The organism is Allobosea vaviloviae, from assembly GCF_001298265.1.
In the GTDB taxonomy this organism is placed as follows: Bacteria; Pseudomonadota; Alphaproteobacteria; order Rhizobiales; family Beijerinckiaceae; genus Allobosea; species Allobosea vaviloviae_B.
In genome coordinates, this window is sequence record NZ_LGSZ01000032.1 from 84,749 (window position 1) to 102,599 (window position 17,851).

Annotated in this window: 16 protein-coding genes and 1 tRNA gene; 13 read left to right on the forward strand and 4 right to left on the reverse strand. The window is 68.4% G+C overall.

Translation table 11 applies throughout. The features are described 5' to 3' along the window. Positions 1-148: 148 nt before the first annotated feature. From AE618_RS10305 to AE618_RS10325, 5 genes are read left to right on the forward strand one after another with little or no spacing between them, the layout of a single operon-like run. Entirely contained in the window at positions 149-1,738 is a 1,590-nt protein-coding gene (locus AE618_RS10305) for a gamma-glutamyltransferase family protein (protein WP_054208975.1), read from the forward strand. A 13-nt stretch (positions 1,739-1,751) separates the two neighbouring features. After that, the gene (locus AE618_RS10310; protein WP_054209068.1) at positions 1,752-2,948 is read left to right on the forward strand and encodes an amidase; all 1,197 of its coding nucleotides are present in this window, start codon (positions 1,752-1,754) and stop codon (positions 2,946-2,948) included. Between the two features lie 43 nt (positions 2,949-2,991). Then, positions 2,992-3,618 (forward strand): nitrile hydratase subunit alpha, encoded by a 627-nt coding sequence (nthA, locus tag AE618_RS10315; protein WP_054208976.1) that lies wholly within the window; start codon positions 2,992-2,994, stop codon positions 3,616-3,618. Beyond that, positions 3,615-4,274: a nitrile hydratase subunit beta gene (gene nthB, locus AE618_RS10320; protein ID WP_054208977.1), complete on the forward strand. Its 660-nt coding sequence runs from the start codon at positions 3,615-3,617 to the stop codon at positions 4,272-4,274. The genes nthA and nthB overlap by 4 nt, the downstream gene beginning before the upstream one ends. Beyond that, complete coding sequence (locus tag AE618_RS10325) at positions 4,261-4,641, forward strand: nitrile hydratase accessory protein (protein ID WP_054208978.1); 381 nt, start codon at positions 4,261-4,263, stop codon at positions 4,639-4,641. The genes nthB and AE618_RS10325 overlap by 14 nt, the downstream gene beginning before the upstream one ends. Positions 4,642-4,666: 25 nt before the next feature. Here the strand turns inward: AE618_RS10325 and AE618_RS10330 are convergent, their stop codons facing one another. Together AE618_RS10330 and AE618_RS10335 are read right to left on the reverse strand one after the other, a co-directional pair. Further along, positions 4,667-5,122: a hypothetical protein gene (locus AE618_RS10330; RefSeq protein WP_156330205.1), complete on the reverse strand. Its 456-nt coding sequence runs from the start codon at positions 5,120-5,122 to the stop codon at positions 4,667-4,669. Positions 5,123-5,256: 134 nt separating this feature from the next. Then, positions 5,257-6,228, reverse strand: a complete 972-nt coding sequence (locus AE618_RS10335; RefSeq protein WP_054208980.1) for a KpsF/GutQ family sugar-phosphate isomerase — start codon at positions 6,226-6,228, stop codon at positions 5,257-5,259. A 445-nt stretch (positions 6,229-6,673) separates the two neighbouring features. Between AE618_RS10335 and AE618_RS10340 the strand changes: the two genes are divergently transcribed. Beyond that, positions 6,674-7,918, forward strand: coding sequence for an outer membrane beta-barrel protein (locus tag AE618_RS10340; RefSeq protein ID WP_282568503.1), 1,245 nt, complete (start codon positions 6,674-6,676; stop codon positions 7,916-7,918). A 183-nt stretch (positions 7,919-8,101) separates the two neighbouring features. Here the strand turns inward: AE618_RS10340 and AE618_RS10345 are convergent, their stop codons facing one another. After that, positions 8,102-9,946 carry a M3 family oligoendopeptidase gene (locus AE618_RS10345; protein ID WP_082365167.1) on the reverse strand — a complete coding sequence of 615 codons (1,845 nt, stop codon included), beginning with the start codon at positions 9,944-9,946 and terminating at the stop codon, positions 8,102-8,104. 227 nt (positions 9,947-10,173) lie between these two features. Here AE618_RS10345 and AE618_RS10350 point away from each other — a divergent pair, with 227 nt between their 5' ends. The 4 genes from AE618_RS10350 (at position 10,174) to AE618_RS10365 (ending at position 16,014) form a co-directional block, all read left to right on the forward strand. Next, on the forward strand, positions 10,174-11,667 hold the full coding sequence (locus AE618_RS10350; protein ID WP_054209070.1) for a sigma-54-dependent transcriptional regulator: 1,494 nt from the start codon (positions 10,174-10,176) through the stop codon (positions 11,665-11,667). A 106-nt stretch (positions 11,668-11,773) separates the two neighbouring features. Further along, positions 11,774-13,723, forward strand: coding sequence for a L,D-transpeptidase family protein (locus tag AE618_RS10355; protein ID WP_054208982.1), 1,950 nt, complete (start codon positions 11,774-11,776; stop codon positions 13,721-13,723). A 206-nt stretch (positions 13,724-13,929) separates the two neighbouring features. Further along, complete coding sequence (locus tag AE618_RS10360; RefSeq protein WP_054208983.1) at positions 13,930-15,720, forward strand: DUF882 domain-containing protein; 1,791 nt, start codon at positions 13,930-13,932, stop codon at positions 15,718-15,720. 84 nt (positions 15,721-15,804) lie between these two features. Beyond that, positions 15,805-16,014 (forward strand): hypothetical protein, encoded by a 210-nt coding sequence (locus AE618_RS10365; RefSeq protein ID WP_054208984.1) that lies wholly within the window; start codon positions 15,805-15,807, stop codon positions 16,012-16,014. Positions 16,015-16,155: 141 nt separating this feature from the next. On the opposite strand, the gene AE618_RS10370 is transcribed toward AE618_RS10365, so the two are convergent. After that, a tRNA-Ala gene (locus AE618_RS10370) sits at positions 16,156-16,231 on the reverse strand. A gap of 115 nt (positions 16,232-16,346) precedes the next feature. On the opposite strand from AE618_RS10370, the gene AE618_RS10375 reads away from it, so the two are divergent. The 3 genes from AE618_RS10375 to AE618_RS10385 all read left to right on the forward strand — a co-directional run bounded on the left by AE618_RS10375 (position 16,347) and on the right by AE618_RS10385 (position 17,750). Beyond that, entirely contained in the window at positions 16,347-16,637 is a 291-nt protein-coding gene (locus tag AE618_RS10375) for a YggT family protein (RefSeq protein WP_054209071.1), read from the forward strand. 18 nt (positions 16,638-16,655) lie between these two features. Further along, positions 16,656-16,973: a DUF167 family protein gene (locus tag AE618_RS10380; protein WP_054208985.1), complete on the forward strand. Its 318-nt coding sequence runs from the start codon at positions 16,656-16,658 to the stop codon at positions 16,971-16,973. Between the two features lie 69 nt (positions 16,974-17,042). Beyond that, positions 17,043-17,750 carry a carbonic anhydrase gene (locus tag AE618_RS10385; RefSeq protein WP_054209072.1) on the forward strand — a complete coding sequence of 236 codons (708 nt, stop codon included), beginning with the start codon at positions 17,043-17,045 and terminating at the stop codon, positions 17,748-17,750. The last annotated feature ends 101 nt before the right edge of the window (positions 17,751-17,851 follow it).

Consider the following 17,851-nt stretch of genomic DNA (forward strand, 5'->3'; position numbering starts at 1 on the left):
TGCGCGCCTGAGCCTTGCCATTCTGTCAGCCTCGCCAAAATCCGGCGCCGCTTTTCGGGCGGAAGCTCTAGCGAAGCCGGCCTCGGCATGCAACAAAATCGCGCCCTCCGGCTAAATTGGCACTGCAGCCGCGTTTGAAAAGACCCTGATGATCGATACGCCTGTCTTCGGTTCGGCAGCCTGCGCCGCGCCCCACCACCTCGCCTCGCAAGCCGGCCGCGCCGTCCTCGCCGAAGGCGGCAATGCCATCGAGGCCATGGTCGCGATGGCCGCCACGATCTCGGTGGTCTACCCGCACATGAACGCGATCGGCGGCGACGGCTTCTGGCTGGTGCATCAGCCCGGCGGCAAGATCCACGCGATCGAGGCCTGCGGCGCGGCGGGCTCGCTCGCCACCATCGAGCGCTATCGCGAAATGGGGCATGACGTCATTCCCCAGCGCGGGCCGGATTCGGCCCTGACGGTCGCGGGCGCGATCAGCGGCTGGGAGGCGGCGCTGTCGCTCTCGCGATCGCTCGGCGGCCGCATGCCGCTGAAGGATCTGCTGGCTGATGCCATCCGGCATTGCGACGAGGGCTACGAGGTTTCGGCCTCCGAATTGCGGACCTGGCCGCAGCAGATCGAGGCGACCAAGGAGGCGATCGGCTTCAGCGAGTTCTTCTGGCCGGGCGGCGAGCAGCCTAAGGCCGGCGCGCGCCGCAAGCCCGAGGCGCTGGGCGCGACCTTCCGCCAGCTCGCGGAGGCCGGCCTGTCGGATTTCTACCGCGGCGACATCGGCCGCGAGATCGCGACCGATCTCGACAGGATCGGCGCGCCCGTCACCCGTGCCGACCTGGAGGCGCATCACGCCCGGCTGGTCCAGCCGCTCTCGGTCAAGCTCCCCGACGTGACGCTCTATAACTTCGCGCCGCCGACCCAAGGCGTCGCGGCGCTCCTGATCCTCGGCATCTTCGAGAAGCTGGGCGTCACCCGCGCCGAGGGCTTCGAGCATCATCATGGGCTGGTCGAGGCGACCAAGCGCGCCTTCGCGATCCGCGACAAAATCGTCACCGATCCCGCCTTCGCGACGATCGATCCCGCGAGCGTGCTCACCGACGCCGTCTTCGCCCGCGAGGCCGAGGCGATCGACAGGAAGCGCGCCGCAGCCTGGCCCTTCAAGACCGGCGATGGCGACACCGTCTGGATGGGCGCGATCGACGGCTCGGGGATGGCCGTCTCCTATATCCAGTCGATCTACTGGGAATACGGCTCGGGCTGCATCCTGCCGCGCACCGGCATCAACTGGCAGAACCGCGGCGTCTCGTTCTCGCTCGACAAGAAGGCGGTCAACCCTCTGCAACCGGGCCGCAAACCGTTCCACACCCTGATCCCGGCCTTCGCCCGCTTCAACGATGGGCGCATCATGTCCTATGGCGCCATGGGCGGCGACGGCCAGCCGCAGTTCCAGGCTCAGATCCTGTCGCGCTACCGCTTCGGTCAGAACCCGGCCACCGCCGTCGATGCGCCGCGCTGGCTCTTCGGCCGGACCTGGGGCGCGGGCTCGATCTCGCTCAAGCTGGAAAGCCGCTTCGACCCGATGCTGCTGGCCAGGCTCACCGGCTCGGGCCATCCGGTCGAGGAGTATTCGGAGGCCTATTCCGACCAGTTCGGCCATGCGGGCATGCTGGTGAAGCACCCCAAGGGCCATGTCGAGGCGACGCATGATCCGCGCTCCGACGGCGATGCCCAAGGCTGCTGAAAGGATAACCACGATGCTTGTCGATGATCCGTTCCGTTGCTTCGTCCCCTATCCGGAAGCGCCCGTGAAGAGCGCCGCGACCGGGCCGCTCGCCGGGCTGACGCTGGCGGTCAAGGACCTGTTCGACGTCAAGGGCTACCCGACCGGCGCCGGCTCGCCGATCGTGCTGGCCCAATCGGGCATCAAGGCCAAGACGGCGCCGATCGTGAAGACGCTGCTCGAAGCCGGCGCGCGCTTCGTCGGCAAGACCCACACCGACGAGCTCGCCTTCTCGCTCAACGGCAAGAACGCGCATTTCGGCGCGCCGATCAATCCGGCTGCGCCCGAGCGCATCACCGGCGGCTCCTCCTCGGGTTCGGCGGCGGCTGTTGCGGGCCGGCTGGCCGATATCGCGCTCGGCTCCGACACCGGCGGCTCGGTGCGCGCGCCGTCGAGCTATTGCGGCCTGTTCGGCATCCGCCCGAGCCATGGCCGGCTGTCCCTCAAGCGTGTCTGGCCGCTGGCCCAAAGCTTCGACACGCCCGGCTGGTTCGCAAGGGACGGCGAGGTCTTCGCCCGCGTCGGCGATGTGCTGCTCGGCAAGGACAAGGTCACGCTGCCCGAGACGCCGCGCCTGCTCATGGCCGACGAACTCTTCGCCCAGGCGGTGCCCGAGGCCGAGACCCTTCTGCGCAATGTCGTCCAGCGCATCGTACCCCAGCTCGGCGAGCCGCTTTCGATCACCGTGGCGCGCGATCTCGACGGCCTCTACTGGGCCTCGCGCCGCATCCAGGGCCGCGAGGCGTGGCTCAACGACGGCCCGATGATCGAGCGCTTCGGCGTGCCGCTCGGACCCGGCGTCACCGACCGCTTCGCCTATGCCAAGGCGATCACGGACGCGGATTTCGCGAAGAGCGAATCCGTCCGCAAGCGGTTCCGGACCAGGCTCGCCAAGCTGCTGGGCAGCGACGGCGTGCTGCTGCTGCCCACCGTGCCCGACATCGCCCCGCTCGCCAGCGCCGACGAAAGCGAACTCGACGATTTCCGCAACCGCGCCCTGCGCCTGCTCTGCCTCGGCGGATTGTCGGGCTTTCCGCAGGTCTCGGTGCCGGTCGCACGCCGCGAGGGCGCTCCGCTCGGCCTCTCGCTGATCGGTCCCAAGGGCTCCGACGCCTCGCTGATCGCGCTCGCGGTCAGGCTGGAACGGGCTGCGCGGATCAGGATTGCTTGATAGGCTCCTCGGGCTGCATGCGAGGGGCGGACGGGAGAAAACCATGAGCGGTCACCATCACGACCACGATCACCATCACGACAACCACTTCACGCCGATCGAGGCGCGGGTGAAGGCGCTGGAATCGCTGATGGTCGCGAAGGGCTATGTCGACCCGGCAGCGCTCGACGCCATCATCGACACATACGAGACGAAGATCGGCCCGCGCAACGGCGCCCGCGTCGTGGCCCGCGCCTGGGTCGATCCCGCCTTCGCGGAGAGGCTGAAGGCGGACGGCACGGCAGCCGTCGCCGAACTCGGCTTCGGCGGGCGCGGCGGCGAGCATACCGTCGCCTGCTTCAACACGCCGCAAGAGCACAACCTCATCGTCTGCACGCTCTGCTCCTGTTATCCTTGGCCGCTGCTCGGCCTGCCGCCAGTCTGGTACAAATCGCCGCCCTATCGATCCAAGGCTGTCATCGACCCGCGCGGCACGCTCGCCGATTTTGGGGTGACGCTGCCCGAGGGCCAGCGCATCCGCGTCTGGGATTCGACCGCGGAGACCCGCTTCATCGTCATCCCGATGCGCCCGGCCGGCACGGAAGGCTGGTCGGAGGACAAGCTCGCCGGAATCGTCAACCGCGACGCGATGATCGGCACCGGGCTGCCGCGTGTAGAGGATGCGTCATGAACGGCGGCCAGGATCTCGGCGGGCAGATGGGCTTCGGCCCCGTCGCGCCTGAACCCAACGAGCCGATCTTCCACGCCGAATGGGAAAAGCGCGTGCTGGCGATCAATGTCGCCGCCGGCGCGATGGGCGCCTGGACGATCGACGAAAGCCGGCATGCCCGCGAAAGCATCCCGCCGGCCGACTACCTGTCATTTTCCTACTACCAGATCTGGCTGGCCGGCCTGAGCCAGCTGCTCGTGACCCATGGCTTCGTCACCCCGGACGAACTGGCGCTGGGTGAACCCGTCACTCCGCCGCGCCCACCCAAGCGCGTGCTGCAAGGCGCCGATGTTCCCACCGTGCTGCGGCGCGGCTTTCCTTTCGAACGCGAGGCTCCCGCACCGGCGAAATTCTCTGTCGGCGACGCGGTTCGCAGCATCGTGATGCACCCGACACATCACACCCGCCTGCCGCGCTATGCCCGCGGCAAACGCGGCGTGATCGAGCGTGTCACCGGCTGCCATGTCTTTCCCGATACCGGCGCGCAGGGGCTGCCGGAGACGGCACAATGGCTCTACACCGTCGTCTTCACCGGCCCTGAACTCTGGGGCCGTGACGCCGATCCGACATCATCGGTCTCGATCGAGGCCTGGGAGAGCTATCTTGAGCCGGCCTGACGCTGCCATCGCACTCGCCACCGACACGCCGATCCCGCGCGACGCGGACGGCCCGGTCTTCGCCGAACCCTGGCAGGCGATGGTCTTCGCGCTCGTCGTGCAGTTGCAGGAGCGCGGCGTCTTCACGGCGGACGAATGGGCGCAGGCGCTCGGCGCCGAAATCCGCGAGGCTGTCGCCAAGGGCGGATGCCGCGACGGCTCGGATTATTACGAACGCTGGTGCGAAGCGCTGGAACACCTGCTCATCGCCAAGGGCCTGACCTCGCATGACGGCATCGACGGCCTCGCCGCGTCCTGGGCGCGCGCCGCCGAGGCGACGCCGCATGGCAAGCCGATCCTGATCGAGAACGACCCCCTGACAAGCTGATCGCCCAGTTGCGGCCGGTCTCGCTTTACCGCTGGCGCCGCTTGATCACGTCCCTGAGGAAGGCCACGGCCGTGTCGGCATCGGCCTTTGGACCCTTGAGACCGACAGCGACATACTCGCTGCCGACGATGGCCCCGGCCTGCCACCCGCCACCATATTTCTGTCCCGCGACCTCCATCACCGGACTGCGAGCCACATAGGCTCTCGCGCCGATATCCAAGACGGCCCGGAATCCCTCGAAGCTCTCAAATCCCCAGCTCTTGAGCTGGAGGGCATTGCCGGCTGGAAACACGCTGATAGTCAACTTGAAGCCCGCAGCGTCGTCGGACCAGGCACAGCCGCTGTTGCCCGGGATGAAACTGCCCTCCCCGGCGCCAAGCGACGCGCCGACATAGGCCGAGGCCTCCTTCTGCGTGAACAGCTTGCAGGCAGGGCTGTCGGTAACCTGCGCCGCGCACAGGGAATTCCCTACTGCGAGCATCACTGGAACGAGCCATAGGCGCACGGCATAACCCCCCCGATCGAAAACCGATCATGCAGGTTAGCGCCGGCCTCGGGGTCCGTCGTGATGCAAATGAAGGATGGCGCGGGAGATGCCGTCCGGCTCGTGCTGGCTCAGGCCACCCCGAGCGACAGCAGATCGTGGACATGCACGAGCCCGACCGGGCGCCCGTCTGAATCGGCCACGATCAGCGCGGTGATGCGCAGGCGGTTGACCATCTCCAGCGCCTCGCCCGCGAGCGCATCCGGCGCGATGCGGCGCGGATTGGGGCTCATCACGTCCCGCGCCCGCTGGGCCGAGCCGCCACCCATCAGCTTGCGACGCAGATCGCCATCCGTGACCACACCGGCGAGGCGTCCGTGGGGATCGATCACGATCGCGCAGCCGAAACCCTTGGCCGAGATCATCGCGATCACGTCCGGCACAGCCGCCTCGAGCCCGACCAGCGGCAGCGCCGCATCGCGATGCATGATGCTGTCGACCGTCTTGAGCTGCGCGCCGAGCTTGCCGCCGGGGTGGTAAACGAAGAAATCCTGCCGCGAGAAGCCGCGCGCCTCCAGCAGCGCCACCGCAAGCGCATCGCCGAGCGCCATCTGCATCGTCGTCGAGGTCGTCGGAGCCAGCCCGTTCGGGCAGGCTTCTTCCGCCTTCGGCAGGAGCAGGGTCACATCCGCCTCGCGCCCGAGCGCGCTCTCGGCATTGGCGGTGATCGCGATCAGCCCGACCCGGAAGCGCCTGGTATGCGCCACGATGGCGGCCAGTTCCGCCGTCTCGCCCGACCAGGACAGCGCGATCACGATATCGTTGGGCTGCACCATGCCGAGATCGCCATGGCTGGCCTCGGCGGGGTGGACGAAATGCGCCGGCGTGCCGGTCGAGGCGAGCGTCGCCGCGATCTTGCGCCCGACATGGCCGGATTTGCCCATGCCGGAGACGACGACGCGGCCGCCGGCCGCCTGGATCATCGCCACGGCCTCAGCGAAGGGCTCGCCCAGGCCGTTGCCGAGCGCGGCATGGAGCGTGTCGAGGCCAGCGCGCTCGGTGGCGATGGTGCGGAGCGCGGACGCGCGGATATCGGCTGTCATGGCGGGCGCTCTAGCACAGTCGCGGCGAGGATTTCCAGCATCGGCCCCGAGCAAGGCGCTTCATTGACGCCCCGTTAACCGAGTTCGTTCTAACTCCGTTAACCATGCGCGCCAGTCCGGGTGCGCCAGAGCTCATGCTTTGGAGCCACGAAGCCCCGTGTCCCGCCGCGCAACCCTGCTCCTGACCGGTGTCGCTGCCGCGAGCCTCGCGCTCGCGGCAACCGCCGTCCTGGCCCAGCAGGCGCCGCGATCGACATTGCGTCCGACCGTTCCAGTGTATGTCGCCCAGCAGCCACAGCCGGAGCAACCGCCAGCCTCAACGCTCCCGAACGCCCCCGAATCCGTGTCCGATCCAGGCGCGCCGGTTCGTGGCCGGCGCCCCACGGTCTCGCGCCGCGCTCCCTCGAACGTCAGCCTTCCCGTGCGTGCAACAGCCGTCCGCGGCGTGACCCAGCGCCAGGTCCGCGTTCCGCGGGCGACGGTTTCCAGCCTTCCGCCGGCACCGCCGCCGCCCCCCCCGCCTCAGCGCCGACGGCCGGCTGCGGACCTCGACCCTTATGCGCCACTCGGATTGCGGCTCGGCAACGTCGTGCTGAGGCCTGCGCTCACCAGCAGCCTCGGCTACGACAGCAATCCGGAACGCGCCGCAAGCTCCGCACGCAAGGGCTCGCCCTTCAGCCGCACCGAGGGCGAACTCGAAATCCAGTCGGACTGGAACGTCCATGAACTCAGGGGCAGGCTGCGCGGCGGCTACAGCGAGTTCTTCCGCAACCGCGACGCATCGCGCCCCGATGGCGAGGGCACCCTCGACCTGCGGCTCGACGCCTCCCGCGACACCCGCATCCTGCTGGAAACGCGGACAAGGCTCGACACGCAACGACCGGGGTCGCCCGATCTCACCGCCGCCGTCACGGGCCGCCCGCTGGTCTATCAGTATGGCGCCTCGGCAGGTGTGACCCATGACATCAATCGCCTGCAGTTGACGCTGCGCGGCTCGGTCGACCGCAGCGACTACGAGGACGGCAAGCTCAGCAATGGCGGCATCGTCAGCCAGGCCGACCGCAACCAGACACAATACGGCCTGCGCCTGCGCGCGGCCTACGAGGTCACGCCGGGCTTCAGGCCCTTCGTCCAGGGCGAGGTCGACACGCGCGAATTCGACGAAGCCGTCGATTCAAGCGGCTACCGGCGCTCGTCCGACGGCGTCACCGGCCGCGTCGGCTCGACCTTCGAGATCAGCCGCCAGCTCACCGGCGAGATCTCCGCCGGCTACCAGAACCGCAAATACGATGACGGCCGCCTGCGCAACCTGAGGGGCCTCATCGGCGACGCCGCGATCCTGTGGTCGCCGACGCCGTTGACCACGGTGACGCTGCGCGGCACCTCCGAACTCGGCGACACCACCGTCGCCGGCTCTTCGGGGACCACGGCCCGGCGCGTCTCGCTGGAGATCGCCCACGCGCTGCGCCGCAACCTGATCGTCACCGGCCTCGCCAGCTTTGGCCGCACCGACTATGACGGGCAGAGTCTGCGCGAGGACGCCACCAGCTTTGGCGCCCGCATCGAATACAGGCTGACCCGCACCTTCTCGGTGCGCGCGAGCTTCACCCATGAGCGCCTGAACTCGACCTCCCAGGGCTCGGACTACACGGCGAATATCGCGCAGGTCGGCTTGAGGGTGCAGTTCTAGAGGGATGCGGCGGGTGGATTGCACACGCCGTCATTCCGGGGCGGGCCGCAGGCCTGAGCCCGGAACCCAGAACCGATGACGCATCCAAACGGACCGAGACATCCGAGCCTCAGCGGCCACAGGCATCGGTTCTGGGTTCCGGGCTCTTCGCTACGCGAAGCCCCGGAATGACAGCAGAGGCCCCTACTCCATCCCCTCCAGCTCGATGATCATGCCCTCGATCATCGTCAGGCCGATCTGCCAGAAGGCCGGATCGCGCGCGTCCAGTCCAAACGGCGCCAGCAGTTCGGCATGGTGCTTGGTGCCGCCCGCCGAGAGCAGCGCGAAATAGCGCTCCTGGAAACCCTCGGATGCATTCTGGTAGACGCCATAGAGCGAGTTCACCAGGCAATCGCCGAAGGCATAGGCGTAGACGTAGAAGGGCGAATGGATGAAGTGCGGGATGTAGCACCAGAACGGCTCGTAGCCCGGCCCGAGCCGGATCGCCGGCCCCAGGCTCTCCGCCTGCACGCTCATCCACAGCTCGCAGACGGTCTCGGCGGTCAGCTCGCCGGACTTTCGCGCCTCGTGGACCTTGCGCTCGAAGGAATAGAACGCGATCTGCCGCACGACCGTGTTGATCATGTCCTCGACCTTGGCCGCCAGCATCGCCTTGCGCTGCTTGCGATCCGTCGTGCCGTCGAGCAGGCGGCGAAAGGTCAGCATCTCCCCGAAGACGCTCGCGGTTTCCGCAAGGGTCAGCGGCGTCGGCGCCATCAGCGCGCCATTGGGCGCCGCCAGAACCTGATGCACGCCATGGCCGAGCTCATGGGCGAGCGTCATGACGTCGCGCGGCTTGCCCTGGTAGTTGACCAGGACATAAGGGTGCGCGGACGGCACCGTCGGGTGGGCGAAGGCGCCGGGCGCCTTGCCGGGACGGGCCGGCGCATCGATCCAGTTCTCGTCGAAGAAGCGCCTCGCGATCCCGGCCATCGCGGGCGAGAAGGCGCCGTAGGCGTCGAGCACAGTGTCGCGCGCCTCGGTCCACGGAATCGTGCGCTCCTCGACCTGCGGCAGCGGCGCGTTGCGATCCCAGAAATCGAGCTCCTCGCGGCCGAACCACTTGGCCTTGAGCTTGTAGTAGCGATGCGACAGCCGCGGATAGGCGGCGCGCACCGCCGAAACGAGGGCGTCCACGACCTCGCGCTCGACCCGGTTGGCGAGATGGCGCGAATCCGCAACATCCTCGAAATGGCGCCAGCGGTCGGAGATCTCCTTGTCCTTGGCCAGCGTGTTGGTGATCAGCGCGAAGGTGCGTAAGTGCGCGCGGAAGACCGCGCTCAGCGCCTCGGCCGCCGCCTTGCGGACCGCGCCATCGGCGTCCTGCAGCTTGTTCAGCGTCAGTTCGAGCGTCAGCTCTTCGCCGCCCATTTTGAAGCGCAGCGAGGCGATGGTCTCGTCGAAGAGCCGGTTCCAGGCGGCCTGCCCGGTCATCGACTTCTCGTGGAACAGCGCCTCGACCCGGTCCTCGAGCTGATGCGGCTTGTCCTTGACGAGATCGTCGAGCCAGGGCTTCCAGTGCGACAGCGGCGCCTGCTCCGACAGCCGCGCGCGCAGTGCCGGCTCGATGCGGTTGAATTCGAGCTCGAAGAACAAGAGCTCCGTCACCGCCGCGTTCAGCTTGTCCTGCGTATCGCCATAGAATTTCGCGCGCTGCGGATCGGTGGTGTCGCCGGCATAGACGAGCCCCGCATAGGCCCCGATTCGGCCGAGCAGATCGCTGAGGCGTTCGAACGCCGCGACCGCCTCGGCCAACACGGTGCTGGCATCCTCGCGCTCGGCCAGCGCCAGCAGCTTGCCGCGATACAGCGAGGCGAAGCTCTGCGATTCGCTCATGGCGCGGTCGAGATCGGCCTTGAGGACGGGCGAATCCATCGCCGGATAAAGATGGCTCAGATCCCACTCTGGCAGCTTGCCGAGCGCCTTGGCCGTGCTGGCGGCCGTCTCTGCGGCGCTGGCGCGCATCGCCCCGTCAAACGCAATCGTCATCTCTGGAAACCTCACAAGCTCGATCAGCCGTCTCAACTTGATGCACGGGGCGAGTCTATGCGCGGGGCACGTGACACGATCAACGCTGGCACGAGGCTGACATCGTCGCAGCACGGGCGACCCCGCTTAAGCACCGCTTAACCGTTCTGGCCGAGGATGCCCCAGAACGGAACAGCGATTCCGCCTTCCCGATGATTTTCAGCATGCCTGCCCGCTACCGAGGTGACATGACCGCCACCGTTCTCGTCGTCGACGACGATCCCGTCCAGCGCCGCCTGCTCGACGCCATGCTCAAGCGCTCCGGCTATGACGTCGTCACCGCCGAGACCGGCAACGCCGCGCTCGCGCTGATCTGCGGCCCCGATGGCGAGCGCTTCGACGCCGTCGTGCTCGATCTCGTCATGCCCGAGCTCGACGGCATGGGCGTGCTCGCCGCGCTGCGCGAGCGCAGCATCGAGACGCCGGTGATCGTGCAGACCGCGAACGGCTCGATCGAGACGGTCGTGCAGGCGATGCGCGCCGGCGCGGTCGATTTCGTGGTCAAGCCGGTCGGCGCCGAGCGCCTGCAGATCTCGCTCAAGAACGCGCTCAAGCTCGGCGCGCTGGAACATGAGCTGCGCCACATCAAGCGCCGCAATTCCGGCACGCTCGGCTTCCGAGACCTTGCCACCAAGAGCGCCGACATGGCCCGCGTCGTGCGCCTGGCCGAGCGCGCCGCCAAGTCGAACATCCCGATCCTGGTCGAGGGCGAATCCGGCGTCGGCAAGGAGGTTCTGGCGCGTGCGATCCAGGGCTCCAGCGATCGCAAGGGCAAGGCCTTCGTCACGGTGAATTGCGGCGCGATCCCGCACAACCTCGTCGAATCCATCCTGTTCGGCCATGAGAAGGGCGCCTTCACCGGCGCCACCGAGCGCCATGTCGGCAAGTTCGTCGAGGCCAATGGCGGCACGCTGTTTCTCGACGAGGTCGGCGAACTCCCGCTCGACGCGCAGGTCAAGCTGCTGCGCGCCATCCAGGAGGGCGAGGTCGATCCGGTCGGCGGCAAGAAGTCGGTCCGCGTCGACATCCGCATCATCTCCGCGACCAACAAGAGCCTGCTCGACCAGGTCAAGGCCGGAGAGTTCCGCGAGGATCTGTATTACCGCCTCAACGTCTTCCCGATCACGCTGCCGCCGCTGCGCCAGCGCCGCGAGGACATCCCCGATCTCGCCCGCGGCTTCCTCGCCCGCTTTGCCGCCGAGGAAGGCAAGAAGCTGCGCGGCATCTCGGCGGAAGCGCTCTCCCTGATCTCGGGCTATGACTGGCCGGGCAATGTCCGCCAGCTCGAGAACGCGATGTTCCGCGCCGTGGTGCTGGCAGACGGCGACGAGCTCACCGTCGCCGAATTCCCGCAGATCGCCGCGCAGATGGAGGGCTACGACGTCCGTATCCCGCCGGCACCGGCCTCCCTGCCCTATTCCGAGGCGCGAAACGACACGCCGCGCATCATCCAGATGCCGGTGCGCGACCCCAACGCGCTGGATCTCGTCGAAGGCTCCGACATGCGCAAGCTCGACGATCTCGAGCGCGACATCATCAAATTCGCGCTGGCGCATTATCGCGGCCACATGTCCGAGATCTCGCGCAAGCTCGGCATCGGCCGCTCGACGCTCTACCGCAAGCTCAAGGACTACGGCTTGATCGAGGCCGAATCGGCCGCGGATGAAACCGACGCGGCCTGAGCCGCGACCAACCGAATGCAGCGGCCTGTTGCGCCGCCGCATCTTGTCGAAACAGGCCGAGTCACGCACAGAATGCGGCTCTCGGCAGAATCTGGGGATAGCGACCATGCGTCGTCGCCAATGGGCGAATCTGGCTTGCGTCTCGGCTCTCGCCTTAACACTCGCAACCACGACGGCCTTCGCGGAAGGCACCGGCGCGATCGATCCGACGCTGGGTATCGCGCTGCCGGAACAACCGGCACTCGTCATCCTCGACGATGAGAAGCCGGCAACGGAAAAGGCGCAGGCGACAGCCCCGTCGGGCTTGGAAGCCGCTCCGGATACACAATCGGAAACCGCCGCCATCCCGGAACCCGGGATGGTCACGGGCACGGTCGCCCCCTCCGCCCAGCCTCATGGCAGCCTCGCCGCGCCGGAGCTGCCCTCCACCCCCGCCACGACGCCTGGCGTCGCCGACGAGCCGCTGACGCTCGACATTCCCGCCATCGAGCTGCCCCCGTCCGATCCGGCACTGACGCCCTCCTTCAAGACGCAAGGAGCGCCCGAGCCGCTGCGTTCGGCTGAGCCGCTGCCCGCGCCGACCGAGCAGCAAAAGGCCGTGGTCGCCTTGCCGCCGGGTTCCGAATTCGTCGCCGACATCGCCGCCCGCGCTGCCGAGGCGCTGGCCCTGCCGCGCCTGGCGGAGCGCGAGCGCGCCGAGATCCTGGCCGCCTACCAGGCCAACGAAAACCGCCCGCTCTGGATCGACGGCAAGGGCTGGAGCGAGGCGGGACTGCGCCTGACTGCCCGGCTCGGCCGCGCCGGCGAGGACGGATTGCGGCCGACCGACTATCCGCTCCCGGCGTTCGAGGCCAGCGACAAAGGCAGCCTCGCCGAGGCCGATGTGCGCTTGTCGGCACTCGCCGTGCTCTACGCCCGCGATGCGCGCGGCGCGCGCCTCGATCCGCGCCGCCTGTCGAAGCTTTTGACGCCGACACTCTATCTGCCCTCGGCCACCGAAGTCCTGTCGGAACTGACTGGAGCGGTCGATGCCGGCGCGGTGCTCGCCGCCTACAACCCGCCCCATGAGGGCTATCGCCGCCTCAAGGCCAAGCTCGCCGAACTGCGCGAGCATCTCGACGACACGCCGCTGGTGCGCATTCCCGCAGGCCCTGCCCTGAAGCTCGGCATGCGCGACGAGCGCGTGCCGCTGGTGCGCGCCCGGCTCGGCCTCGGCCCGACCGAGGAGCCGGTCTTCGACCGCTCGACCTCGCTGGCGCTGGCGACGTTCCAGAAGCAGGCCGGCCTGCCCGCCAACGGCATCCTCGGCGCCCAGACGCTGGCCGCGCTCGGCACGCCGGCGACGGCGCGCGGCGAGCAGGACATCGTCGCCCAGATGGAGCGCTGGCGCTGGCTGCCGGCCGATCTCGGCCAGAGCCACATCATGGTCAACGTGCCGGAGTTCCGCGTCCGCGTCGTCCGCGACGGCCATGTCGTCCACGAGACGCGCGCCATCGTCGGCAAGCCGGAATCCGCGACCCCCATCTTCTCGCACAAGATGGACCACGTCATCGTCAACCCGTCCTGGTACGTCCCGCCTTCGATCATGAAGAAGGAATTCCTGCCGGGACTTGCCGCCGATCCGAACTACGCCGCCAGGCGCGGCTATGTCGTCACCCGCACCAAGGGTGGCGCCGTCTCGGTGCGTCAGCCGCCGGGCGAGCGCAACGCGCTCGGCTGGATCAAGTTCATGTTCCCCAACGAGCATGCCGTCTATCTGCACGACACGCCCAACCGCCGGCTCTTCGCCAATGAGCGGCGCGCCTTCAGCCATGGCTGCGTCCGCGTCGACAATCCCTTCCTGCTCGCCGACCAGGTGCTCGGCCCGGAATGGACGCAGGAGCGGCTGAAACGGTTGATCGGCTCCGGCGAGCGCCGGATCAACCTGCCCCAGGCGCTGCCGATCCACCTCGTCTACAACACCCATGTCGTCGGCGCTGACGGCCACCTCACGACCTTCGAGGACCTTTACGGCTTCCACCGCCTGGTGCGCCAGGCGCTGGAGCAGCGCAGCTGATCCGGATCGAAGGCTCCGTTTCGCCACGATCCACAGATAGCCAGCCCTGGCGCAGAAATGGATGGCCCGCCGATTGCGGGCCTGCTAACCAGTCGTTAACGCTTCTCCGCAACTGTTCGTTCACGTTCATCCGCGCCGCTCAGCCGGCGCATCGAGACGGGTCAGGCAGATTGGGCAGGTCAAACGCCACGCTTTCGGGACGGCTGATGTCGCGCTCGAAGCCGGTTCTTCGTCGGGCGCTGGCCCTGGGGGTCGCCGCCGGCGCGCTTCTGCTCGGCGTGCGCGGCACGCAGGACGCCGTCGCCAATGGCGACACGCGCACGATCACGATCCGGCACATGCACACCAAGGAGGAGACGACCGTCACCTTCAAGCGTGACGGCCGCTATGTCTCCGAAGGTCTCGAGAAGCTGAACTGGGCGCTGCGCGACTGGCGCACCGACGAGCCGATCCGGATGGATCCGCGCCTGTTCGACGTCGCCTGGGAAGTCCAGCGCTCCGTCGGCTCCGAGCAGCCCTTCCACGTCGTCTCGGCCTATCGCTCGCCCGGCACCAATTCGATGCTGCGCCGCCGCTCGCGCGCCGTCGCCAAGAACAGCCAGCACATGCTCGGCAAGGCGATGGACTTCTATCTCCCGGACACCCCGACCGCCCGCATCCGCGAGGCGGGCATGCGGCTGCAGCGCGGTGGCGTCGGCTTCTATCCGGGTGCGCACACCCCCTTCGTCCATCTCGACGCCGGCTCCGTCCGCTCCTGGCCGCGCATGACGCGTGACCAGCTCGTGCGTCTCTTCCCGGACGAGAAGACCGTCCACCTCCCTGCCGACGGCAAGCCGCTCGGCGGATACGACGTCGCCATGGCGGAAGTCATCGCAAGCGGCGGCTCGGTCATGGGCTATGCCTCGGCCGAGAGCGACGAGGGCGCGATCATGGCCTCGGGCCGCAAGAGCCTGTGGGCCGCTCTCTTCGGCGGTGACGACGAGGAAGCCGATGCCCGGCCGACGCGCGGCCGGCGCGCCGCCCCCAAACCGCAACCGACCGTCATGGCCTATGCCAATAGCGGCTATGCCGACAGCAACGCCTCGGATGGCGGCCGCTTCGCGGTGGCGTCCGTCGCGCCTGAACCTGTTTCGCGCTCGCTGGGCCGCGAACGGGCCGAGCGCCTCGCGCCGCGCGCCGCCGAGCCCCCCGAAACCCAGGCCGTCGCGCCGATCAACGCCGCGGCCGCTCCACCGCCGCCACCACCGCCCCAGGACAAGCGGCCGGCTCTGGTCGATGCCCCGCTTCCGCTGGCCCGCCCGCGCGGCCTGACCCTGCCGCAGCAGCCCGGCGAGGACAGCGCGGCCGTTCAGGTCGCGGCCCTTCCCGCCAGCGGCGGCGCGCCGGCCTTCGCGCCGCAGCCGGGCCTTGGCGATCAGAAGCTGATCCTGGCGGCGCTCCCGCCGCGTCGACCCGGCGAGATCGCAGCCATCGGCGAGACCGTCATCGCCGGCAAGCCGACCACCGCGCCGCTGCCTCCGGCGCGTCCCACCGCTTTCGCCAGCCTGCTGTTGCCCCAGATCGGAAGCGCGCCCGCGGCGGGCCTGCGCGGCACGGACACCGTGGCGGCCGCGACGCCCCCCGCTCCCGAAGGCAAGCTCGTCACCGTGACCCATCCGCTGCCGCCGAGCCGCCCCCATGGCGGCGGCGTGACCGTGGTCGCATCGGCAGCGCCCGCCCGCCCGGTCGCCACGCCGATCGAGCAGCAATACGACGCCGATCGCTCTGGCCTGGATTCCCTGTTCGCCGCCGTCTCGCGCAGCCTGCCCCCCGCCGGCCGCACAGTGACGGTCGCGACCGCCCGCGCCAGGGCAACGGCGCCGGCCGCCGCGCCGATCGCAGGACCAAGCCCGGCCGCCGCACTCGGCTTCAGCCATGCCGAGCCGAGCGACGCCAGGACTGGCTCGTTCAGCGGCCCTGCCGTCAGGGCGCTGCCGACGAATTTCGTCCAGAACTGACCCGCCCCAGCCTCGCCACCATTAACGGATTGCTGACCCCGTTCGCGTCACACTGCCAAGCGATTCGCTAACAGTGAGAGTGACATGGGACAGGTTCTTCAGTTTCGGCTACCGCCAGCGCGCGCCGAGGCTCCGATCGGGGACGCCCTTGATCTGCTCTCGGCCGTGGATTTCGCGCTGCGCGACCTGACCGACATCGGCAACCACGTCACCCTCGAAGCCGTGCGCGAGCAGGCCGCCGCCTGCCGCCAGATGCTCGAGGCCGCCTATCTGGCGGAACTTGAAGAGGTCTGAGAGGCGCCGGAGGCATCCGGTCGAACATCGGCCAAGCCGAAGCGACCGGAAGCCAGCATGCTGATCACGAATGGCGACGCGTCGGGGAAGATCCCACCAAGGCCCGCATATCCGCCAAATTCAGCGGCTCGCAAAGGGCCTTGGTGGAGCTGAGGGGAATCGAACCCCTGACCTCTGCAGTGCGATTGCAGCGCTCTCCCATCTGAGCTACAGCCCCGAGGCGCTGGCCTTCTAGGCCTTGCGTCGCGTGTCTGTCAATCGCCTGCGCCATCAGTTTCGCCGGGCGCCTGGGGACGAGGCGCTGCTGTCAACGACGATCAAGAGGAATGCCGATGCGTGCCGTTCTCGATGTGGTGCTGCTTGCCCTGCAGATCTACACATGGCTGCTGATCATCTCGGCCGTCCTGAGTTGGCTCATCGCCTTCAACGTCCTCAACACCCGCAACCAGTTCGTCTCGACCGTCTGGGACATGCTCTACCGGGTCACCGAGCCGGTTCTGCGCCCGATCCGCAACATGCTGCCCAATATGGGCGGCATCGACATCTCGCCGATCATTCTGTTGCTGATCATCTTCTTCATCGAGCGCGTGATCGTGCTCTACCTCTACCCCGCCGTTTTCTGAGCAGCGGCGTCTGCCGGCATGGCCGAGCCCTGGACCGCCACCGGCGACGGCTTACGGCTGACGGTGCGGCTCACGCCGCGCGGCGGCCGCGACGCGATCGACGGCGTCGAGACCCTGGCCGACGGCCGCCCCGTGCTGAAGCTCAGGGTCCGGGTGGCGCCGAGCGACGGCGAGGCCAATGCCGCCCTGCTGGCGCTGCTGGCGCGTGAACTGGACCTGCCACGCTCGACCGTGACGCTCGCGACGGGCGCGACCGCCCGCCTCAAGACGGTGGCGTTGACGGGCGAACCGCTGGCATTGGCCGCGCGCCTGCGCACCCGGCTCGCAGCCTGTTGATCCGAGATCAGGCCTGCTGCGATGCAGCATGTGCTTGACGAAACCGTGCGGCTCCTGTTCGAAGACAGCATGGACACGCCAGCAGCCACCTCGCCAGCAGCGCCCTTCCCCGACCGGCTGACGGAAGGCTACCGCGCCTTCCTCGACGATCGCTTCGACCGCGAGAAGGACCGCTACGAGCAGCTCGCCGAAACCGGCCAGACGCCTAAGATCATGCTGATCGGCTGCTGCGATTCGCGCGTCTCGCCGGAGGTGATCTTCGATGCGCGCCCGGGCGAGATGTTCGTCGTGCGCAACGTCGCCAATCTGGTGCCGCCCTTCTCGCCCGACGACCAGCTCCACGGCACGTCGGCCGCGCTCGAATACGCCGTGCAGGCGCTTCGCGTCGAGCATATCGTCGTGCTCGGCCATGGCCGCTGCGGCGGCATCCGCGCCTTTGCCGACGATGCCCAGGGGCCGCTCTCCTCGGGCGACTTCATCGGCAAATGGATCACCCTGATCGGCCCTGCCGCCGAGCGCACCGGCGGGCGCGGCCGCCACGAGACGCTGGATGGTTATGTAGAGCGCCTGGCCCTGTCATCGATCCAGCAATCGCTCGCCAATCTGCGCACCTTCCCTTGCGTCCAGATCCTGGAGGGTAAAGGCCGGCTGCATCTTCACGGCGCCTATTTCGCGGTCGCGACCGGAGTGCTGATGCTGCTCGACCCGGAGAGCGGGCAGTTCGTCCCGGCGATCGGCGAATTGCCGCGCAAGGCGATGCCGCTCCGCTGCGACTAGGGCGAACAGTCCTGCCTCGGACATCGCCACCGTCATCCCGGACAAGCGGCGTAGCCGCGCCGATCCGGTATCCATTCCGGAACGCTGATCGGTGGGGTTCC

Excerpts from the sequence above, each read along its gene's own strand:
- AE618_RS10305 (WP_054208975.1), top strand. The coding sequence starts at position 149 with ATGATCGATACGCCTGTCTTCGGTTCGGCAGCCTGCGCCGCGCCCCAC.
- AE618_RS10310 (WP_054209068.1), top strand. The coding sequence starts at position 1,752 with ATGCTTGTCGATGATCCGTTCCGTTGCTTCGTCCCCTATCCGGAAGCG.
- nthA (WP_054208976.1), top strand. The coding sequence starts at position 2,992 with ATGAGCGGTCACCATCACGACCACGATCACCATCACGACAACCACTTC.
- nthB (WP_054208977.1), top strand. The coding sequence starts at position 3,615 with ATGAACGGCGGCCAGGATCTCGGCGGGCAGATGGGCTTCGGCCCCGTC.
- AE618_RS10330 (WP_156330205.1), bottom strand. The coding sequence starts at position 5,122 with ATGCTCGCAGTAGGGAATTCCCTGTGCGCGGCGCAGGTTACCGACAGC.
- AE618_RS10335 (WP_054208980.1), bottom strand. The coding sequence starts at position 6,228 with ATGACAGCCGATATCCGCGCGTCCGCGCTCCGCACCATCGCCACCGAG.
- AE618_RS10345 (WP_082365167.1), bottom strand. The coding sequence starts at position 9,946 with ATGACGATTGCGTTTGACGGGGCGATGCGCGCCAGCGCCGCAGAGACG.
- AE618_RS10350 (WP_054209070.1), top strand. The coding sequence starts at position 10,174 with ATGACCGCCACCGTTCTCGTCGTCGACGACGATCCCGTCCAGCGCCGC.
- AE618_RS10355 (WP_054208982.1), top strand. The coding sequence starts at position 11,774 with ATGCGTCGTCGCCAATGGGCGAATCTGGCTTGCGTCTCGGCTCTCGCC.
- AE618_RS10360 (WP_054208983.1), top strand. The coding sequence starts at position 13,930 with ATGTCGCGCTCGAAGCCGGTTCTTCGTCGGGCGCTGGCCCTGGGGGTC.
- AE618_RS10365 (WP_054208984.1), top strand. The coding sequence starts at position 15,805 with ATGGGACAGGTTCTTCAGTTTCGGCTACCGCCAGCGCGCGCCGAGGCT.
- AE618_RS10375 (WP_054209071.1), top strand. The coding sequence starts at position 16,347 with ATGCGTGCCGTTCTCGATGTGGTGCTGCTTGCCCTGCAGATCTACACA.
- AE618_RS10380 (WP_054208985.1), top strand. The coding sequence starts at position 16,656 with ATGGCCGAGCCCTGGACCGCCACCGGCGACGGCTTACGGCTGACGGTG.
- AE618_RS10385 (WP_054209072.1), top strand. The coding sequence starts at position 17,043 with ATGGACACGCCAGCAGCCACCTCGCCAGCAGCGCCCTTCCCCGACCGG.